Here is a 16,785-nt window from a genome sequence, read left to right as displayed (position 1 = left end):
GCGGCGGCCGGGGCCACCACCGGGCGGACAGGCGGCGCCACGAGGCGCGGCTGCGGCTGGCTGCGCGGCGGCACCACCACCCCGGCCTCGGCCGGGACGGCGATGCTGCGCAGCTGCGCCAGGGCGGGCTGCCCCAGGGCCATCAGGCCGGCCATCAGGCCCAGGAGCACGGCGGAGAAGCGGAAGGCGCGGCTAGGGAGCATGGTTCACATCCGGACGCGTCTCATGAAAGGCGGGCAGGGTGAGGCTGGCGGCCTCAGCCGCGAGCAGGCGGGGAAAGCCGAGCGCGACGCCGAAGCGCCGCGCCTCATGCAGCTGCGGCACCAGGCAGATATCCGCCATGCCGGGGGAGGCCCCGAAGCAGAAGGGCCCGTCCCCATCGTCCAGCATGGCCTCGCAGGCCTCCAGCCCCTCGCTGATGGCCTGCCGGGCCCAGCTCTGGGTTTCGCCCTCGCTGGCGCCGGTGCTGCGCAGGCGGTCGAGCACCCGGCGGCTGTGCAGCGGCTCCACATCGCTGGCGATGGCCAGGGCGAAGGCCCGCACCCGCGCGCGGGTGGCCGGATTGGGCGGCAGCAGGGCGGGGGTGGGCCACATTTCCTCAAGCCACTCCAGGATGGCGAGCGACTGGCTGAGCGCCGGACCGCCCGGCACCTCCAGCAGCGGGCCGGACTGGGCGGCGAGCGGCCGGCCAGCCGCCGGCAGGGTGGCGTGCAGCGCCATCACCGCCGTATCCAGCCCTTTCAGGGCCAGGGCGATCTGAACCCGCCATGTGGCGGAACAGCGGCGGTATCCGTGCAGGAGCATACCAGCCCTTTCTCCTCCCAATGCTGTGAGCAAAGGGGTCTTGCTGTCAATGTTTCGCGGCCGTTTTCACATCCGGGGCTCTGGCATAGCCTGGGGCGTGCTCACGGCCTTGCCTCTTTCATCACCGCCGGATGATGGCAAAATTCGGCCGCCCGTCCGGCGGCTTTGCGCCGGCGGCCAAATCCGAGGCCCCATGGACCAGACCGACCGCCGCATCCTCCGCGCCCTGGCCCGCAATGCGCGGCTGACCAATGCGGAACTGGCCGAGCAGGTGGGCCTCTCCCCCTCCCCCTGCTGGACGCGCGTGCGGCGGCTGGAGCAGGCCGGCGTCATCCAGGGCTATGTCGCCCTGCTCGATCAGGCGCAGCTCGGCCTGCCGGACACCGTCTTCGTCGAGATCATGGTGGAAAAGCACGACGAGGCCGCCCTCGCCCGCTTCGAACAGGCGGTGCAGGACATGCCCGAGGTGCTGGAATGCCACCTGACCACCGGCGAATATGATTATCTCATCAAGGCCGCCGTCGGCGGCACGGCGGGCTACGAGGCCCTGCTGCGCGAGAAGCTCTACCGCCTGCCCGGCGTGCGCCACACCCGCACCGCCTTCACCCTGCGCTGCCTGAAGCGGACCATCTCGCCCCTGCCCTGATTCTGGCAAAATGTTCTTTTTTGAAAAAAAGAACCAAAAAACTTTTTCCAGTGCAGCGTCCCGCCTGGACGGGAGACGGCGGCAGCCTGAAAGAAATCTATGAAATCTCTCTCAATTTCTCCAAAACCTCCGCCACGCTCAGCGCCTCGAAGGGCACCCGGCGCAGCACGGCCACGCGCGGCCCGCGCGGCGCGGCCAGGGCGGGGTCGCTCTCCGCGCCGAAGAGGCTGAGGGTGGGGCAGCCGGCCGCCGCGGCCAGATGGGTCGGCCCCGTGTCATTCCCCACGGTGAAGGCCGCCCGCCGCGCCAGGGCGCCGATCTGCCCCAGGCTGGTCCGCCCGGTGAGGTCGATGGCCCCCGGCGCCGCGGCGCGGATGGCGGCGGCCAGCGGCGCCTCCGCCTTGCCGCCCAGCACGGCCACCGGCAGGTCCAGCCGCGCGGCGAGGGCGGCGAAATGCGCCACCGGCCAGCGCTTGCCCGGCCGCCCCGGCGAGGCCCCCGGCACCAGCAGCCCGAACCGCGCCGGCAGGCCCAGGGCGGAAATATCCTCCTCCATCCAGGCCATGTCCGGCTCCGGGAAATGGGTGAGGCCGGCCATCTGGAGCTGCTCACGCTGGCGCTCCAGCGTGTGCAGCGAATCGCGGGCCGGGTTGGCGTGGGGGTGGCTGGCCCCGCGCGCGATGCCGGACCATTCCGGCCCCGCCCCGGTGAGCCAGCGGTAGCGCGAGGACCGGCCGGAGGTCTGAAGGTCATAGACACGGGCGAAGCCGGCACGGCGCAGCCGCAGCGCCAGGCGGGCCACGGCGGGCAGGTCCGTCCAGGCCGGGCGGCCATCGGGCCAGATGCGGTCGAACCACGGCGCGCGCGCCAGCAGCCCGGCGAAGGGCGGCGTGGTCAGCAGCGTGATCTCCGCCGCCGGATGATGCGCGCGGATGGCGGCGAAGGGGCCGAAAGCCTGGATCACATCGCCCAGCGCCGACAGCTTGATGACCAGGATGCGTTCCATCCTCACAGCAATTCCCGATAGACGGCCAGGGTGGCCTCCTGCATGGCGCGGGTGGTGTAGCGGGCGCGCACCGCCGCCTGGGCCCGCGCGCCCATCGCCGCGCGCTCCCCCGGCGGCAGGGCCAGGGCGCGGGCGATGGCCGCGGCCAGCGCCGCCGCATCCCCCGGCGGCACGCGCCAGCCGGTGACGCCCTCCGCCACCGTCTCACGCGGGGCGCCGAGATCGGTGGCGATCACCGGCCGCCCCATCGCCTGCGCCTCCACCACGGAGCGGCCGAAAGCCTCGGCATCGGTCGAGGCGTGCAGGGCGAGATCGGCCAGCAGCAGGGCGGCGGGCATGTCCTCCACATGGCCCGGCAGGGCGACATCCCCGGCCAGCCCCAGCGCGGCGATGCGGCCGCGCAGCTCGGCGGCCCAGGCGCCGCGCCCGGCATCGCCGGCCAGGATCAGGAAGGGGCGCGGCGCCGGCAGGCGGGCCAGCGCCTCCAGCGCCACCCCCTGCCCTTTCCAGCGGCTGATCCGCGCGGCAAGCAGCAGCACCGGCCGCCCGCCCTCCGCGATACTCTGCGGAACGCCCCCCCCTGGAACGCCCCAGGCGGCGCGCAGGGCGGCCAGGCGCGCGGGCGGGACCAGATCCGGGTCGAACTGCCGCAGATCCACCCCACGCGGGATGACGCGGATGCGCGCCGCCGCCGTGCCATGCCGCGCCCGCACCAGATCGGCGATGAACTGGCTGATGGCGATCACCCGGTCCCCCCGCGCCATCACCGAGTTGTAGAGGCGCTTGCCGGGGAAGCCCTCATTGTAGGTGCCGTGATAGGTGGTGACGAAGGGCACCCCCGCCGCCCGCGCCGCCCAGAGCGCCGACCAGGCCGGGGCCCGGCTGCGCGCATGGACCAGCCGCACGCCCTCCGCCCGGATCAGCCGGCGCAGCGCCACGGCATTGGCGGCCAGCCCCCAGGGGGATTTCGCCGTCAGCGGCAGGGTGACGTGGCGCGCGCCCAGCGCCTCCAGCGCCGGCACGAGGCGGCCGCCGGCGGAGGCGACGATCGGGCGGAACCCCGCCCGCGCCTGCGCCTCGGCGATCTCCAGCGTGCCGCGCTCCACGCCGCCGGCATTCAGCGCGGGAAGGATTTGAAGAAGGGCGGGGGTCATCGGGGGAGGGATTAGCGCGGGGAGGCGAAGAAAAGCCAGGGGGCGCGGCCCCCTGGCTCCACCCCTGGCCCCACGCCCCCTGGCCCCACGCCCCCTGGCCCCAGTCTCTCAGCCGCCCTTGACGCCGCCCGCGGTCAGGCCGGCGATGATCTGCTTCTGCGCCAGCAGGGTGAGCAGGAGGACCGGCAGGGTGACCAGCAGGGCCGCGGCGGCCAGCGGGCCCCAGGAGACCTGCTCGAAGGTCAGCATGTTGTTGACCGCCACCGGCAGGGTGCGCGTCTCCCGCCCCGCCAGCACCACGGCGAAGATGAAGTTGTTCCAGGAGAAGATGAAGGAGAGGATCACCGCCACGGTGATGCCCGGGCGCGCCAGCGGGAAGGCCACATGGCGGAAGGCCTGCCAGATATTCGCCCCATCCACCAGCGCCGCCTCCTCCAGCTCCGCCGGCAGCCCCTCGAAGAAGCCGATCATCACCCAGACCGTGATCGGCACGGTGATGACCAGATGGGTGATGACGATGGGCGTCAGCGTGCCCGTCAGCCCGAGCCACTGGAACAGCAGGAAGAGCGGGATGAGGTAGGACAGGCCGGGCGTGATGCGCGCGATCAGGATCAGCATCGCCGCCCGCGTGGCGCGCATCTTGGCGATGCCATAGCCCGCCGGCACCCCCAGCAGCACCGCCAGCCCCGTCGCGGTGAAGGACACCACGATGCTGTTCCAGGTGTAGAGGAAGAAATCGTTCCTCTCGAACACGGCCAGAAAATTGTCCCAGACGGGCGGGTCGGGGATGAAGACGGGGGGCCAGGCGGTGTTGTCGAGCTCCGTCTTCAGCGCCAGCGACAGCATCCACAGGAACACCATCGCCCCCGGCGAGACCAGCAGCAGCACCGCCGCCGCGAAGGCGGCCTTTTCCAGCGCGCGCATCATATCTGCTTCACCCGGTTGCGCGTCCACAGCAGCAGCGCCGCCAGGGACACGATCAGCAGGAAGAACACCACCACCACCGCGCTGGCATAGCCCATGTTGTAATAGGCGAAGCCCTGGAGATAGAGGAAGATGTTGATCGTCTCGCTGCTCGTCCCCGGCCCGCCCTGGGTGATGACGTAGATGGTGTCAAAGGCCTTCAGCGCGTCGATGGTGCGGATGATCAGCGCCACGACGATGAAGGGCAGCAGCAGGGGCAGGGTGATGTGGCGGAAGGACTGCCAGCCATTGGCGCCATCGATCTTCGCCGCCTCATAGGGGTCCTGCGGCAGCGAGGCGAGGCCGCCGAGGACGATCAGCATCACCAGCGGCGTCCAGTGCCAGACCTCGACCATCACCAGCGTCGGGATCACCGTCTTCGCGTCATAGATCCACATGCTGGGCGGGATGCCGAATTGCGTGAGGATCCAGTTCAGCACGCCCAGTTGCGGGTGGAACATCATCGTCCACACCAGCGCGACGGCGACGGGCGTCGCCATCATCGGCAGGATGAAGACGGTGCGCGCGAGGCCGCGCAGCGGGAAGTTGCGGTTGAACACCAGCGCCGCCGCGACGCCGAACACCATCGGCAGCACCACCGCCAGCGCCGTGAAGTAGAAGGTGCGCGCGATGGAGAGCAGGAAGCGCTCATCCGTGAACAGCTTCTGGTAGTTGCCGAGGCCGACATAGCTGTGCCCGCCGCCGATCTTCCACTCATGCGCCGACATGAACAGCGTGAAGGCCCAGGGGAAGAGGATGACGGCCAGCACGACGATGCCGGCGGGCACGATGAACCAGCCATAGCGGCGGGCATAGTTGCGGCGGCGGCCGGCAGAGGCCGCCGCCGCTGCCCCGGGGAGGGTCGCGGTGGCGTCCGCCATCAGGTCGCGCGCTCCGACTGCTCCAGCACCGGGCGGAAGGCTTCGGTGGCCTTCCTCAGTTCGGTGGCCGGGTCGGCACCGCCGATCGTGTTGGTCAGCGCCGCGCCGATCGTGTCGCGGAACTCGGTGACGGGCACGATCTCCGGCAGGCCGGGGCGGCCGATGCGCGCGCTCTCCACCAGCGTGGTGAAGAATTCGCGCGGGAAGCGGCTGGCGGCGATCGCCTCCTCATTGCGGAAGGCGCTGTTGCGCGCAGGCGCCCCGGCGCCGGAGGTGAGGTAGCGCAGCTGGTTCTGCTTGTTGGTCGCCCATTGCAGGTAGAGCCAGGCGGCACCGCGGCGGCGGCTCTGCTCGCTGATGCCGAAGCCCGTGCCGAACAGGCAGCAATGGTGATTCGCCGGCCCCGCCGGGGAGACGGCATAGCCCACCTTGCCGGCGATGCGCGAGCGTGTCTTGTCCTCCAGCGGCGCGGCGAAGCCCACGCCATCGATCCAGAAGGCGGCGCGGCCCTGCATGAAGGTCGTCTGGCACTCATTCCAGTTGAAGCCGACGCTGCCGGGCGGCGAGCAGTCGCGCATGATCTTCTGGTACATCTCGGTGGCCCAGACGGCATCCGCCGTATCGGTCAGCAGCTTCATCTCGGGGCTGACCGTGTCGCGCTGCGCCGTGCCGAGCAGGAAGGAACTCCACAGCACCACATTGGCATTGCGCAGCCCGCGCCCGACAAAGCCATATTGCTGCCGGCCCGGGTCGGTCAGGGCTTTGGCGGCGGTGTAGAGCTCATCGAAGGTCTTCGGCACGGCGATGTTCTTCGCCGCCAGGAGTTCCTTGTTGTAGTAGAGGATGAAGTAGTCGGTGAATTCCGGGATGGTGTCCATCCGCCCGTCGGCCTGGGTGGAATAGGCCACCGCCCCCGCGCCGAAATCGCCGAAGTCGAAATCCGGCGCGGTGAGGGAGGCATCCTGGATCAACGGCTTGATGTCGGCGCACCACTTCGCCCGGCCGATCTGCCGCTTGTTCACATGCAGGCTGATGCCCACCACATCGAAGGACGGCCGGCCGGAGGCGAATTCGATGGCGAATTTCTGCCGGTGCTGCTGCTCGGGGATCTGCTCGGCCCCCACCTTGATGCCGGTGAGCTCCTCGAACTCCTTCTGGTTCTGGATCAGCAGGGCGGAGCGCGGGTTGGCCGTCAGGCTCACCTCCAGCTTCTCGCCCTTGAAGCGCTTCCAGTCGAAGGCCTGCTGGGCGCCAACGCGCTCCACCAGGGCCGGTGCCGCCAGCACCCCCGCCCCCAGACGCAAGGCCGCGCGCCGCGTGAACATCGCCATCTTTTCCTCCCTGCCCGGCTTCGCCGGTTGTACGACATATGCTTCCATTGCTGCCGCACGGATGGCAAGCCGGAACGAATGCCAACACGTGAAACCATGCTCATGAGGAAACGCCACGCATGACCGAGCCCCAGACCGCCCTGCCGGAAGACTGGCGCACGGGCCACTTCGCCCTGCGCGCCGGGGCGGCGGAAGGACCGCTCGCCCTGGCCCTCGCCGGGGGCCAGGCCTTCGACATGACCCCCGCCTTCGGCACCGTCTCCGCCTGGCTCAACAGCGCCGACCCGGTGGCGGCCATCGAGGAGCGGGGCACGCCCATCGCCCTCGACCTCGACGCCCTGCTGGCCGGCAGCGGGCCGCTGCGCCTGCTGGCGCCCTTCGACCTCCAGGCGCTGAAGGCCTGCGGCGTGACCTATGTGCGCTCCATGATCGAGCGCGTCATCGAGGAGCGCTGCCGCGGCGATGCCACCCAGGCCGAGGGCGTGCGCGCCGAATTCCGCGCCATCATCGGCGAGGACCTGACCGCGCTGCGCCCCGGCAGCCCGGAAGCGATGCAACTGAAGGAAAACCTCATCGCGCGCGGCTGGTGGAGCCAGTATCTGGAGGTGGGCATCGGCCCGGATGCCGAGGTCTTCACCAAGGGACAGCCGCTTTCCGCCGTCGGCTCCGGCGCGCGCATCGGCATCCATCCTGCCAGCGCCTGGAACAATCCGGAGCCGGAGGCGGTGCTGGCGGTCAGCGCCGAGGGGCGCATCCTCGGCGCCGCCCTCGGCAATGACGTGAACCTGCGCGATGTCGAGGGGCGCTCCGCCCTGCTGCTCGGCCGCGCCAAGGACAACAACGCCGCCTGCGCCATCGGCCCCGCCATCCGCCTCTTCGATGCCGGCTTCACGCTGGACGATATCCGCGCCGCCACCATCGCCCTCGACATCGCCGGCACGGATGGCTTCACCCTGGCCGAGGAAGGCCGCATCGGCAGCATCAGCCGCGACCCGGCCGATCTCGTGGCGCAGCTCGTCAACCCGCACCACCAGTTTCCGGATGGCGCGGCGCTCTTCCTCGGCACGCCCTTCTCGCCCTCGAAGGACCGCGACGCGGCGGGGATGGGCTTCACCCACCACATCGGCGATACTGTGCGCATCGCCAGCCCCCGCCTGGGCGCGCTGGTCAACACCGTGGACCGCACCGATGCCTGCCCGCCCTGGCGCTTCGGCATCGGCGCGCTGATCGCCAACCTGGCCCGACGAGGACTCCCCCGCGCATGACGTCTCCCGAGCAGACCGGCCGCCTGGACCGCGGCGATGGCACCGAACTCGCCTGGGCCCGCCTGCCCGGGCGGGGGCCCACCGTGGTCTTCCTGGGCGGCTTCCGCTCGGACATGGAGGGCAGCAAGGCCCTCGCCCTGCGCGACGCCTGCGCCGCGCGCGGCCAGGCCTTCCTGCGCTTCGACTATTCCGGCCACGGCATCAGCGGCGGCGCCTTCGAGGAGGGCGGCATCGGCATCTGGGCGCGCGATGCCGCCACCCTCATCGGCCGGCTGGTGGAAGGGCCGATGCTGCTCGCCGGCTCCTCGATGGGCGGCTGGATCGCGCTGCTGATGCTGCGCGAATTCGGCGCGCGCGTCGTGGGCCTCATCGGCATCGCCGCCGCGCCGGATTTCACGAAGCGCCTGATGTGGCCCTCCTTCTCGCCGGAGCAGCAGCGCACCATCCGGGAAGAAGGCGTGCTGCTGGTGGAAAGCCCCTATGGGCCGCCCGTGCCCATCACCCGGCACCTCATTGAGGATGGGGCGAAAAATCTCGTGCTGGAGGAAGCGATTTCCTTCAGCGGGCCGGTGCGGCTGCTCCAGGGGATGCAGGACAGGGAAGTGCCGTGGCAGACGGCCACGGATCTCGCGCAGGCCATCACCGGGGCGGATATCCGCATCCTGCTCGTCAAGGATGGGGATCATCGGCTGTCACGTGAGGAAGATCTGGCGCTGCTGGTCAGGACACTGGACGACATCCTGGAAAAGAAGGCAGGGGGCGCTGCCCCCTGACCCCCGCCGGGGTGGCAGGGCCACCCCGGACCCCGCCTTCAGCCAGTGATGCCGATGTTCCAGGGCGCGAATTCATGGCGGCCAACGCCCAGATCCTCGCTCTTGGTGCGCGCGCCCGATGCCACGCGCAGGATCTCCTCGAAAATGCGCTGGCCCATTTCCTGGAGGGAGGCGGTGCCGTCGAGGATCTCGCCGCAATTGATGTCCATGTCCTCCTCCAGGCGGCGGAACATCGGCGTGTTCGTCGCCAGCTTGATCGAAGGCACCGGCTTGCAGCCGAACATCGAGCCGCGCCCGGTGGTGAAGCACACCACATTCGCCCCGCCCGCGATCTGCCCCGTCGCGGAGACCGGGTCGAAGCCCGGGCTGTCCATGAAGACGAAGCCCGGCACCGTCACCGGCTCGGCGTATCTGTAGACTTCCATCAGCGGCCCCGTGCCACCCTTCATCGAGGCGCCGAGCGACTTCTCGAAGATATTGGCCAGCCCGCCCGCCTGGTTGCCGGGGCTGACGATGCCGTTGATCTGCGTGTCGCGGCCGACCGTGTATTCGTCCTTCCACCAGCGGATGCGCTCGATCAGCTTGCGCGCCACGGCGGGGCTGGCGGCGCGGCGCGTCAGCGTGTGCTCGACGCCGTAGATCTCCGGCGTCTCGGAGAGGATGGCGGTGCCGCCATGCCGCGTCAGGATATCCATCGCCGCACCCAGGGCCGGGTTGGCGGTGATGGAGGAAAACCCGTCCGAGCCGCCGCATTGCAGCCCGACCATGATGTGGCTGGCCGGCACCGGCTGGCGCGCCACCGCATTCGCTGCGGGCAGCAGGCTCTTCACCTTCTCAATGCCCGCCTCGATGCTTCTGCGCGTGCCGCCCATCTCCTGCATGCTGTAGTGGATGAGCTTCGGCCCGCCCTTCAGCCCCTGCTCCTCCATCAGCCCGGCGATCTGGTTGCGCTCGCAGCCCAGCCCGATCACCAGCACGGCGGCGATGTTCGGATGGCGGATATACCCGGCCAGCGTCCGCCGCAGCAGTTGCATCGGCTCGCCCGACAATTCCATCCCGCACCCCGTCTGGTGCGTGAAGGCGGCGACGCCATCGACATTGGGATATCCGGCCAGACGTTCCGGCGTGAAATGATCGGCGATCGACTGCACCACGGTGGCGGAGCAGTTCACCGTGGAGACGATGCCGATATAGTTCCGCGTCGCCACCCGCCCATCCTCGCGCAGGATGCCGAGGAAACTCGCGCGCTCCGCCTCCGGCAGCAGTTCCAGCGGCCTGTAATCAACGCCGATGGCGTAATCGCGGTCGAATTCGGTGAAGATGATGTTGTGCCCGTGCAGCATCGTCCCCGCTGGCAGATCCTCCGCCGCGAAGCCGATGATGACGTTGTACTTCAACACCGGCTCCCCCTTGCGGAGGGCGCGGGTGGCGATCTTGTAGCCCGCCGGCACCGCCTCCCGCGCCAGGATATTCTCGCCGGGGATGACGGCGCCCGCCTCCACCGGGATGCGGGCGACCACCACATTGTCTTCCGGGTGCAGGCGGATGACGGGGCCGTTGAGCCGCTTGGCGGCCAGATCAATGAGCGACATGGGGACGTTTCCTGATTTTTTCCCGGTGGACGCCCCGCATCAGACCTCCGGCGCAACGCCCCCTGAAAAAAGTTTTTTGGTTCTTTTTTCCAAAAAAGAACTTTTTTTAGTCTCTTCTCGCATCCGGCAGCGTCACCCCGAGACGCGCCGCGAGGGGCTGAAGGGCCTCCATGATCCCCGGCGCGAGCGCCACGCCATCGCGCAGGGCGGCCTCGCGCAGGGCCAGGCCGCGCTCGCCGGGCAGGCGCACGGGGGGCAGGCCCGGGCGCGGGGCGGCGGCGCGGCAGGCCTCGGCGGTATGCCCCGTCTGCCGGGTGAAGGCGTCCAGCCCGGCGAAGGCTTCCGGGTCGATCACCTGGAGGAAGACGCTGGCCAGCATGCCCGCCGGCTTCTCCACCCGGCCGAAGCCGGAGAGGCCCTGGGTCAGAGCTTCGGTCACCAGCGCCCAGCCATAGCCCTTCTGCCCGTGATCCAGCCCGCCGGCCGGCAGGATGGTGCCGCCGCGGGTGATGGCCGCCGGGTCGTCGGTCGGGGTGCCGTCGGCCTCCATCAGCCAGGGGTGGGGGAAGCGCCCGCCCTGGCGCATCAGCCGCAGGCTCATATTGTTGGTGGTGATGGAGGCGCTGATATCGGTCACCACCGCGCCGGATGGCAGGGGGTAGCCCACCGCCATCGGGTCCGGCGCCAGCACGCCCTGGCGGGCGCCGAAGGGGGCGACGCTGGCGGTGCCGGGGGCGCTGCTGTGCAGGATGCAGAGCAGCCCGCGCGCCGCCGCCCGTGCCGGATAGACGGCGAGGCAGCCGATATGCTGGGTGTTGCCGATGGCGATGCTGACGGTGCCATGGGTCTTCACCCGCTCCATGGCGAGGTCGAGGGCCTTCAGCGTCAGCCAGCCGCCGGGCAGGGCGCGGCCATCCCAGGTGAGGCAGGCGCCGCGGTCGGCCAGGATGGTGGGCTCCCCCTCCAGCCGCATGCGGCCGGCCTCGATTTCCTCCAGGTATTTGGGCACGAGGCCGAGGCCGTGGGTCACATGGCCCATCAGGTCGGACTCCACCAGCACCTCGGCCATGGCGGCGGCCTTGTCGGTGGGGGTGCCGGCGGCGTGGAAGAGGGCGGCGGCGGCCTCGCGCAGGGCGGCGGCCTCGTAGCGCGGCGTGGCGGCGCGGGTGTCGGGGGCGATAGCGGCCACCAGGGGAGAAGCCAGGGGAGCGGCGCTCATGGGGCGAGGCGCCCGCCTGCCGTGACGGGGTGGGTCATTCCCGGTTCCTTTCCTCCAACTCATCCGATGATCGCATGATGGCGGAGGGACCGCAACGCGGGCGGGCGGGCGGCGGCACGATAAACATTACGTTATCGAATTATAATGATTTATTTTTTGTTCACTTTCATCCGCATAGTGCGGCCGCTCTTTTCAGTGGGCCTTCTCCGATGGCGAAGAATTCCGACTCTCCGGCCGCGTATGCGCAACAGGATGTGAACTGGCCTGGCCTGCTGGCGAGCCTGGCCGGCTGCTGGATCGCGCTGGGCCTGCTGGTCATGCTCGCGCTCTGAGCCGGCCGCGCCCTCACCCCTCCGCCGCCGGGCCGTCCAGGATATCGCCAGAGGGGACATCGCCTGAGGGGGTCTCCCCGCCGAACACCTCGTCCCAGGCGGCCATCAGGGCGCTGTCCAGCTCCTCCATGGTGGCGGTGACGCCGAGCTGCCACAGGCTGGTCACCCCGTGCTGGCGGATGCCGCAGGGGATGATGCCGGAGAAATGCGACAGGTCCGGCTCCAGGTTGATGGCGATGCCGTGCCAGCTCACCCAGCGGGTGACGCGCACGCCGATGGCGGCGATCTTGTCCTCCCGCCCCGTCGCGCCATCGGCCACCCAGATGCCGACGCGCCCCTCCCGCCGCTCGCCCCTGACGTTGAAGCGGTCGAGGGCGCGGATGATCCATTCCTCCAGCCCGTGCACATAGGCGCGCACGTCGCGCGCGCGCACGCGGCCATGCGGGCGCGTCAGGTCCAGCATGACATAGGCGGTGCGCTGGCCGGGGCCGTGATAGGTCCATTGCCCGCCGCGCCCGGCGGCATAGGTGGGGAAGCGCGCTTCCACCAGTTCCTCCGGCGTGGCGGAGGTGCCGGCGGTGTAGGTGGGCGGGTGCTCGACCAGCCAGATGCACTCCGGCGCCTCCCCCGCGCGGATGGCCGCCACCTGCGCCTGCATGGCCTCCAGCGCGGCCGGATAGGGGGTCAGGCCCTCGGCGATCCGCCACTCGGGGGCAAAAAAACGCGTCATCAGTGAAATATCCTCAGGAACTGCGCTGGGGGGTTATTGCCGCCTTCGCGCTCCTCCGCTATACGCCCGGTCCTGTCGGATGCTTTCCCACGTGCGGTCGTGGCGGAATGGTAGACGCGTCAGCTTGAGGTGCTGGTGGGGGCAACCCCGTGGAAGTTCGAATCTTCTCGACCGCATATTCCTTTCTCCCCTGACAGAATTCGCCCCGCTTGCCATCCGGGACGGTCCTTGCGGCCCGGCTCCGGCTCCGTCATCGTCCGGGGCACGGAGGTGCCAATGGACGAGGATTTTCGCAAAGCCGCGCTTGACTATCACCGGCTGCCCCGCCCGGGGAAGCTGAGTGTCGAGCCGACCAAGCGCATGGCGACCCAGCGCGACCTGGCGCTGGCTTATTCACCGGGTGTCGCCGCCGCCTGCGAAGCCATCGCCGCCGACCCCCGCGCCGCCTATGACATGACCACCCGCGGCAACATGGTCGCGGTCATCACCAATGGCACGGCCGTGCTCGGCCTCGGCGCCATCGGCGCGCTGGCCTCGAAGCCGGTGATGGAAGGCAAGGCCGTCCTCTTCAAGAAGTTCGCCGGCATCGACTCCATCGACCTCGAGGTCGAGGAGCGCGACCCGAAGAAGTTCATCGAGGCCGTGGCGGTGCTGGAGCCTTCCTTCGGCGCCATCAACCTGGAAGACATCAAGGCGCCGGAGTGCTTCGAGATCGAGGCCGCGCTGCGCGAGCGGATGAAGATCCCGGTCTTCCACGACGACCAGCACGGCACCGCCATCATCGTCGCCGCCGCCGTGCGCAACGGCCTGCTGCTGCAGGGCAAGTCGCTGCCGGAGGCGAAGATCGTCACCTCCGGCGGCGGCGCCGCGGCGCTGGCCTGCCTCGACCTGCTGGTGGCGATGGGCGCGAAGCGCGAGAACATCACCGTCACCGACATCAAGGGCGTCGTCTATATCGGCCGCAACGAGCTGATGGACCCCTACAAGGACCGCTACGCCCGCGAGACGGAGGCGCGCACGCTGGAGGATGCCCTGCCGGGGGCGGATGTCTTCCTCGGCCTCTCCGCGCCGCGCGTGCTGAAGGCGGAGTGGCTCTACAAGCTGGCGCAGCGCCCGCTGGTGCTGGCGCTCGCCAACCCCGAGCCCGAGATCCTGCCCGAGGCGGTGCGCGCCGCGCGGCCGGACGCCATCGTGGCCACCGGGCGCTCGGACTATCCGAACCAGGTCAACAACGTCCTCTGCTTCCCCTTCATCTTCCGCGGCGCGCTCGATGCCGGGGCGACGACGATCAACGAGGCGATGAAGGTGGCCGCCGTCGAGGCCATCGCCCGCCTCGCCCGCATCGAGGCGTCCGAGGTGGTGGCGGCGGCCTATGGCGGCCATGCCCCCGTCTTCGGCCCGGACTACATCATCCCCAAGCCCTTCGACCCCCGGCTGATCCTCGAGATCGCCCCGGCCGTGGCGCGGGCCGCGATGGAATCCGGCGTCGCCACCCGCCCCATCGAGAACTTCACCCATTACCGGGAGACGCTGGAGCGCTTCGTCTACCGCTCGGGCGACCTGATGCGCCCGGTGGTCTATGCCGCGCGCAAGGCGCCGAAGCGCGTCGCCTATGGCGAGGGCGAGGATGAGCGCGTGCTGCGCGCCGTGCAGACCGTGCTGGATGACGGCATGGCCGAGCCGGTGCTGATCGGCCGCCGCGCCGTCATCGAGGCGAAGGTGAAGGCCATGGGCCTGCGCATGAACCTCGAGGAGAGCGTGCGCGTGCTCGACCCCACGGTCGATGATGCCGTCTTCGCCCCGCTGGTCGATCTCTACCGCGGCAAGGTGGGCCGCCGTGGCGTGCCGCCCGATACCTGCGCCCATTTCGTCCGCATCCGCCCGACCGTCGCCGCCGCCCTGCTGCTGGAGACGGGGCAGGTGGATGCCGCCCTGGTCGGCGGCCGGGGTGACTGGATGCGCCACTGGCACCAGGCCTATGACGTCATCGGCAAGCGCGCCGATGTCGGCCGCGTCTACGCGCTGACCGGCGTCATCCTGCCGGCCGGCACGCTGTTCTTCGTCGATACCCACCTGCTGGTGGAGCCGACGGCCGAGCAGATCGCCGAGATGACCGTCCTGGCGGCCGAGCAGGTGCGCGGCTTCGGCATGGTGCCGAAGGTCGGGCTGCTCTCGCACTCCTCCTTCGGCTCCAGCCACGCGCCCTCCGCCCGCAAGATGCGCGAGGCCCTGGCGCTGATCCGCGCCCGGGCGCCGGAGCTTGAGGTGGATGGCGAGATGCACGCCGATGCCGCCCTCGTCCCCGCCATCCGCGACAAGGCGGTGCATGACAGCCGGCTGACCGACTCGGCCAACCTGCTGGTCATGCCCAACCTCGACTCCGCCAACATCGCCTACAACCTGGTGAAGTCGGCGGCGGACGGGCTGCAGCTCGGCCCCATCCTGCTCGGCATGAACAAGCCGCTCAACGTGCTGGTGCCGAGCGTCACCGCGCGCGGCATCGCGAATCTCACGGCGCTGGCCTCCGCCCAGGCCTAGCGCCAGGCGCCCGGGGCCTTCCCGGGCGCGCCCCGCCGGGCGGCCCCCTGCCGCACCGGCCATGAAGACGGCCGCAGGCCTCCCCCGTGGGGCTTGCGGCCGTCTTTTTTTGTTGCGCCGCACCCGTCTCTTTTTACGCGCCCCGCCGGGGTGCGGCGAGACAACCGCAAGGCCCGGCGCGGCCGGCGAAAAAGGAAGATACTGGAATCACGACAAGAACGGTTCGAGGCCACAACTTCCCCGTGCACGCGCAATCGTGATCGAACGAAGTTCATCAGTTTGACCGAAGCGGGTCAATTGCCGCGCGGTTAATGGCGTGGCAATGCTTCCCCGGAAGCACGCCACAGTTCCGCCGTTTGGCTACGGTGGAATCCATCCGACACCGCTCAGGAGGACCTGCCGAGTGACGAAACCCCTCAAGAAGGCCGTGTTGCCGGTCGCCGGGCTCGGCACGCGCTTCCTGCCGGCGACCAAGGCGCTGGCCAAGGAGATGCTGCCGGTCGTCGACAAGCCGCTGATCCAGTACGCGGTGGAGGAGGCGCGCGCCGCCGGCATCGACCAGTTCTGCTTCGTCACCGGCCGCGGCAAGACCGCCATCGTCGAGCATTTCGACGTGGCCTATGAGCTGGAGCGCACCCTCGAGGAGCGCGGCAAGCTCGACATCCTGGAGGATCTCCGCCGCCAGGCGCAGACGCCGGGCAGCATCACCACCGTGCGCCAGCAGGTGCCGATGGGCCTCGGCCATGCCATCTGGTGCGCCCGCTCCTTCATCGGCGACGACCCCTTCGCCATCCTGCTGCCCGACGACCTGATGCTGTGCAAGACCTCCTGCACCCAGCAGCTGGCCGAGGCCTATTACGAGACCGGCGGCAATGTCGTGGCCATCGAGGAAGTCCCGATGGAGCGCGTCAACAAGTATGGCGTGCTCGACGTGGCGGAGGACAAGGGCCGCCTCGTCTCCGTCAAGGGCCTGGTCGAGAAGCCCAAGCCCGAGGTCGCGCCCTCCAACCTGACCATCATCGGCCGCTACGTCCTGATGCCCGAGGTGCTGCCCTTCCTCGCCAGGATGGAAAAGGGCGCCGGCGGCGAGGTGCAGCTGACCGACGCCATGGCCAAGCTGATCGGCAGCCAGCCCTTCCACGGCCTGCGCTATGAGGGCCGCCGCTTCGACTGCGGCGACAAGGTCGGCTTCCTCGAAGCGCAGATCGCCTTCGCCCTGCAGCGCCCGGACATCGCCAAGGCGGTGCACGATTTCCTTCCCAAGTACGTCTGAGGGCATCCCATGCGCATTGTCATGATCGGGGCTGGCTATGTTGGCCTCGTATCCGGCGCCTGCTTCGCGGAATTCGGCACCGATGTCTGTGTCGTCGATACCGACGCCAGCAAGATCGAGGCCCTGCGCGAGGGCCGCATCCCCATCTATGAGCCGGGCCTCGACAAGCTCGTGGCCGAGAACGCCGCCGATGGCCGCCTCACCTTCACCACCGACCTCCAGGAAGCCATCCGCGGCGCCGATGCCGTCTTCCTCGCCGTCGGCACCCCGACCCGCCG

The 16,785-nt window shown here is 69.8% G+C and carries 17 protein-coding genes and 1 tRNA gene; 8 read left to right on the top strand and 10 right to left on the bottom strand.

The window, feature by feature from the left end:
* Both NON00_RS21395 and maiA read right to left on the bottom strand, forming a co-directional pair.
* The coding region (locus NON00_RS21395; RefSeq protein WP_256024783.1) for a hypothetical protein at window positions 1–203 on the bottom strand (203 nt) is incomplete at its 3' end.
* A complete protein-coding gene (maiA, locus tag NON00_RS21390) occupies window positions 193–804 on the bottom strand; it encodes a maleylacetoacetate isomerase (protein WP_256024782.1) in 612 nt (203 codons plus the stop codon). The genes maiA and NON00_RS21395, both read right to left, overlap by 11 nt.
* Window positions 805–997: 193 nt before the next feature.
* Between maiA and NON00_RS21385 the strand changes: the two genes are divergently transcribed.
* On the top strand, window positions 998–1,450 hold the full coding sequence (locus NON00_RS21385; protein WP_256024781.1) for an Lrp/AsnC family transcriptional regulator: 453 nt from the start codon (window positions 998–1,000) through the stop codon (window positions 1,448–1,450).
* Window positions 1,451–1,547: 97 nt separating this feature from the next.
* Here NON00_RS21385 and NON00_RS21380 read toward each other — a convergent pair whose 3' ends face one another.
* The 5 genes from NON00_RS21380 to NON00_RS21360 form a co-directional block, all read right to left on the bottom strand.
* Window positions 1,548–2,456, bottom strand: coding sequence for a glycosyltransferase family 9 protein (locus NON00_RS21380; protein ID WP_256024780.1), 909 nt, complete (start codon window positions 2,454–2,456; stop codon window positions 1,548–1,550).
* A gap of 2 nt (window positions 2,457–2,458) precedes the next feature.
* On the bottom strand, window positions 2,459–3,610 hold the full coding sequence (locus NON00_RS21375; RefSeq protein WP_256024779.1) for a glycosyltransferase family 4 protein: 1,152 nt from the start codon (window positions 3,608–3,610) through the stop codon (window positions 2,459–2,461).
* 108 nt (window positions 3,611–3,718) lie between these two features.
* On the bottom strand, window positions 3,719–4,534 hold the full coding sequence (locus NON00_RS21370; RefSeq protein ID WP_256024778.1) for a carbohydrate ABC transporter permease: 816 nt from the start codon (window positions 4,532–4,534) through the stop codon (window positions 3,719–3,721).
* Window positions 4,534–5,454, bottom strand: a complete 921-nt coding sequence (locus NON00_RS21365; protein ID WP_256024777.1) for a carbohydrate ABC transporter permease — start codon at window positions 5,452–5,454, stop codon at window positions 4,534–4,536. Before NON00_RS21365 ends, NON00_RS21370 begins: the two co-directional genes overlap by 1 nt.
* Window positions 5,454–6,785, bottom strand: a complete 1,332-nt coding sequence (locus NON00_RS21360; RefSeq protein WP_256024776.1) for an extracellular solute-binding protein — start codon at window positions 6,783–6,785, stop codon at window positions 5,454–5,456. Before NON00_RS21360 ends, NON00_RS21365 begins: the two co-directional genes overlap by 1 nt.
* 119 nt (window positions 6,786–6,904) lie before the next feature.
* On the opposite strand from NON00_RS21360, the gene NON00_RS21355 reads away from it, so the two are divergent.
* The gene (locus tag NON00_RS21355) at window positions 6,905–8,050 is read left to right on the top strand and encodes a fumarylacetoacetate hydrolase family protein (protein WP_256024775.1); all 1,146 of its coding nucleotides are present in this window, start codon (window positions 6,905–6,907) and stop codon (window positions 8,048–8,050) included.
* Entirely contained in the window at window positions 8,047–8,823 is a 777-nt protein-coding gene (locus tag NON00_RS21350) for a carboxylesterase (protein ID WP_256024774.1), read from the top strand. Before NON00_RS21355 ends, NON00_RS21350 begins: the two co-directional genes overlap by 4 nt.
* A gap of 38 nt (window positions 8,824–8,861) precedes the next feature.
* Here NON00_RS21350 and NON00_RS21345 read toward each other — a convergent pair whose 3' ends face one another.
* Window positions 8,862–10,415: a UxaA family hydrolase gene (locus NON00_RS21345; protein ID WP_256024773.1), complete on the bottom strand. Its 1,554-nt coding sequence runs from the start codon at window positions 10,413–10,415 to the stop codon at window positions 8,862–8,864.
* A 106-nt stretch (window positions 10,416–10,521) separates the two neighbouring features.
* Window positions 10,522–11,634 (bottom strand): Ldh family oxidoreductase, encoded by a 1,113-nt coding sequence (locus NON00_RS21340; RefSeq protein WP_256024772.1) that lies wholly within the window; start codon window positions 11,632–11,634, stop codon window positions 10,522–10,524.
* A 77-nt stretch (window positions 11,635–11,711) separates the two neighbouring features.
* Here NON00_RS21340 and NON00_RS21335 point away from each other — a divergent pair, with 77 nt between their 5' ends.
* A complete protein-coding gene (locus NON00_RS21335; protein ID WP_256024771.1) occupies window positions 11,712–11,966 on the top strand; it encodes a hypothetical protein in 255 nt (84 codons plus the stop codon).
* Window positions 11,967–11,979: 13 nt separating this feature from the next.
* Here the strand turns inward: NON00_RS21335 and lipB are convergent, their stop codons facing one another.
* Window positions 11,980–12,696, bottom strand: a complete 717-nt coding sequence (lipB, locus tag NON00_RS21330; protein WP_256024770.1) for a lipoyl(octanoyl) transferase LipB — start codon at window positions 12,694–12,696, stop codon at window positions 11,980–11,982.
* 93 nt (window positions 12,697–12,789) lie between these two features.
* Between lipB and NON00_RS21325 the strand changes: the two genes are divergently transcribed.
* The 4 genes from NON00_RS21325 to NON00_RS21310 all read left to right on the top strand — a co-directional run.
* Window positions 12,790–12,872, top strand: a tRNA-Leu gene (locus NON00_RS21325).
* A 100-nt stretch (window positions 12,873–12,972) separates the two neighbouring features.
* Entirely contained in the window at window positions 12,973–15,234 is a 2,262-nt protein-coding gene (locus NON00_RS21320) for an NADP-dependent malic enzyme (RefSeq protein WP_256024769.1), read from the top strand.
* 403 nt (window positions 15,235–15,637) lie between these two features.
* Window positions 15,638–16,507 carry a UTP--glucose-1-phosphate uridylyltransferase GalU gene (gene galU, locus NON00_RS21315; RefSeq protein WP_256024768.1) on the top strand — a complete coding sequence of 290 codons (870 nt, stop codon included), beginning with the start codon at window positions 15,638–15,640 and terminating at the stop codon, window positions 16,505–16,507.
* A gap of 9 nt (window positions 16,508–16,516) precedes the next feature.
* Window positions 16,517–16,785 (top strand): 3-hydroxyacyl-CoA dehydrogenase NAD-binding domain-containing protein (locus NON00_RS21310; protein ID WP_256024766.1); only part of this gene is annotated, 269 nt, incomplete at its 3' end.

Origin of the sequence: Roseomonas sp. GC11 (assembly GCF_024437745.1) — a bacterium.
Classification (GTDB): Bacteria; Pseudomonadota; Alphaproteobacteria; order Acetobacterales; family Acetobacteraceae; genus Pseudoroseomonas.
Note: the sequence above shows the minus strand (reverse complement) of the source record. Positions and strands in the feature narration are given on the sequence as shown.

Bases quoted from the DNA above. Each gene is read 5' to 3' on its own strand.
- maiA (WP_256024782.1), bottom strand. From the start codon at position 804: ATGCTCCTGCACGGATACCGCCGCTGTTCCGCCACATGGCGGGTTCAG.
- NON00_RS21385 (WP_256024781.1), top strand. From the start codon at position 998: ATGGACCAGACCGACCGCCGCATCCTCCGCGCCCTGGCCCGCAATGCG.
- NON00_RS21380 (WP_256024780.1), bottom strand. From the start codon at position 2,456: ATGGAACGCATCCTGGTCATCAAGCTGTCGGCGCTGGGCGATGTGATC.
- NON00_RS21375 (WP_256024779.1), bottom strand. From the start codon at position 3,610: ATGACCCCCGCCCTTCTTCAAATCCTTCCCGCGCTGAATGCCGGCGGC.
- NON00_RS21370 (WP_256024778.1), bottom strand. From the start codon at position 4,534: ATGCGCGCGCTGGAAAAGGCCGCCTTCGCGGCGGCGGTGCTGCTGCTG.
- NON00_RS21365 (WP_256024777.1), bottom strand. From the start codon at position 5,454: ATGGCGGACGCCACCGCGACCCTCCCCGGGGCAGCGGCGGCGGCCTCT.
- NON00_RS21360 (WP_256024776.1), bottom strand. From the start codon at position 6,785: ATGGCGATGTTCACGCGGCGCGCGGCCTTGCGTCTGGGGGCGGGGGTG.
- NON00_RS21355 (WP_256024775.1), top strand. From the start codon at position 6,905: ATGACCGAGCCCCAGACCGCCCTGCCGGAAGACTGGCGCACGGGCCAC.
- NON00_RS21350 (WP_256024774.1), top strand. From the start codon at position 8,047: ATGACGTCTCCCGAGCAGACCGGCCGCCTGGACCGCGGCGATGGCACC.
- NON00_RS21345 (WP_256024773.1), bottom strand. From the start codon at position 10,415: ATGTCGCTCATTGATCTGGCCGCCAAGCGGCTCAACGGCCCCGTCATC.
- NON00_RS21340 (WP_256024772.1), bottom strand. From the start codon at position 11,634: ATGAGCGCCGCTCCCCTGGCTTCTCCCCTGGTGGCCGCTATCGCCCCC.
- NON00_RS21335 (WP_256024771.1), top strand. From the start codon at position 11,712: ATGGCGGAGGGACCGCAACGCGGGCGGGCGGGCGGCGGCACGATAAAC.
- lipB (WP_256024770.1), bottom strand. From the start codon at position 12,696: ATGACGCGTTTTTTTGCCCCCGAGTGGCGGATCGCCGAGGGCCTGACC.
- NON00_RS21320 (WP_256024769.1), top strand. From the start codon at position 12,973: ATGGACGAGGATTTTCGCAAAGCCGCGCTTGACTATCACCGGCTGCCC.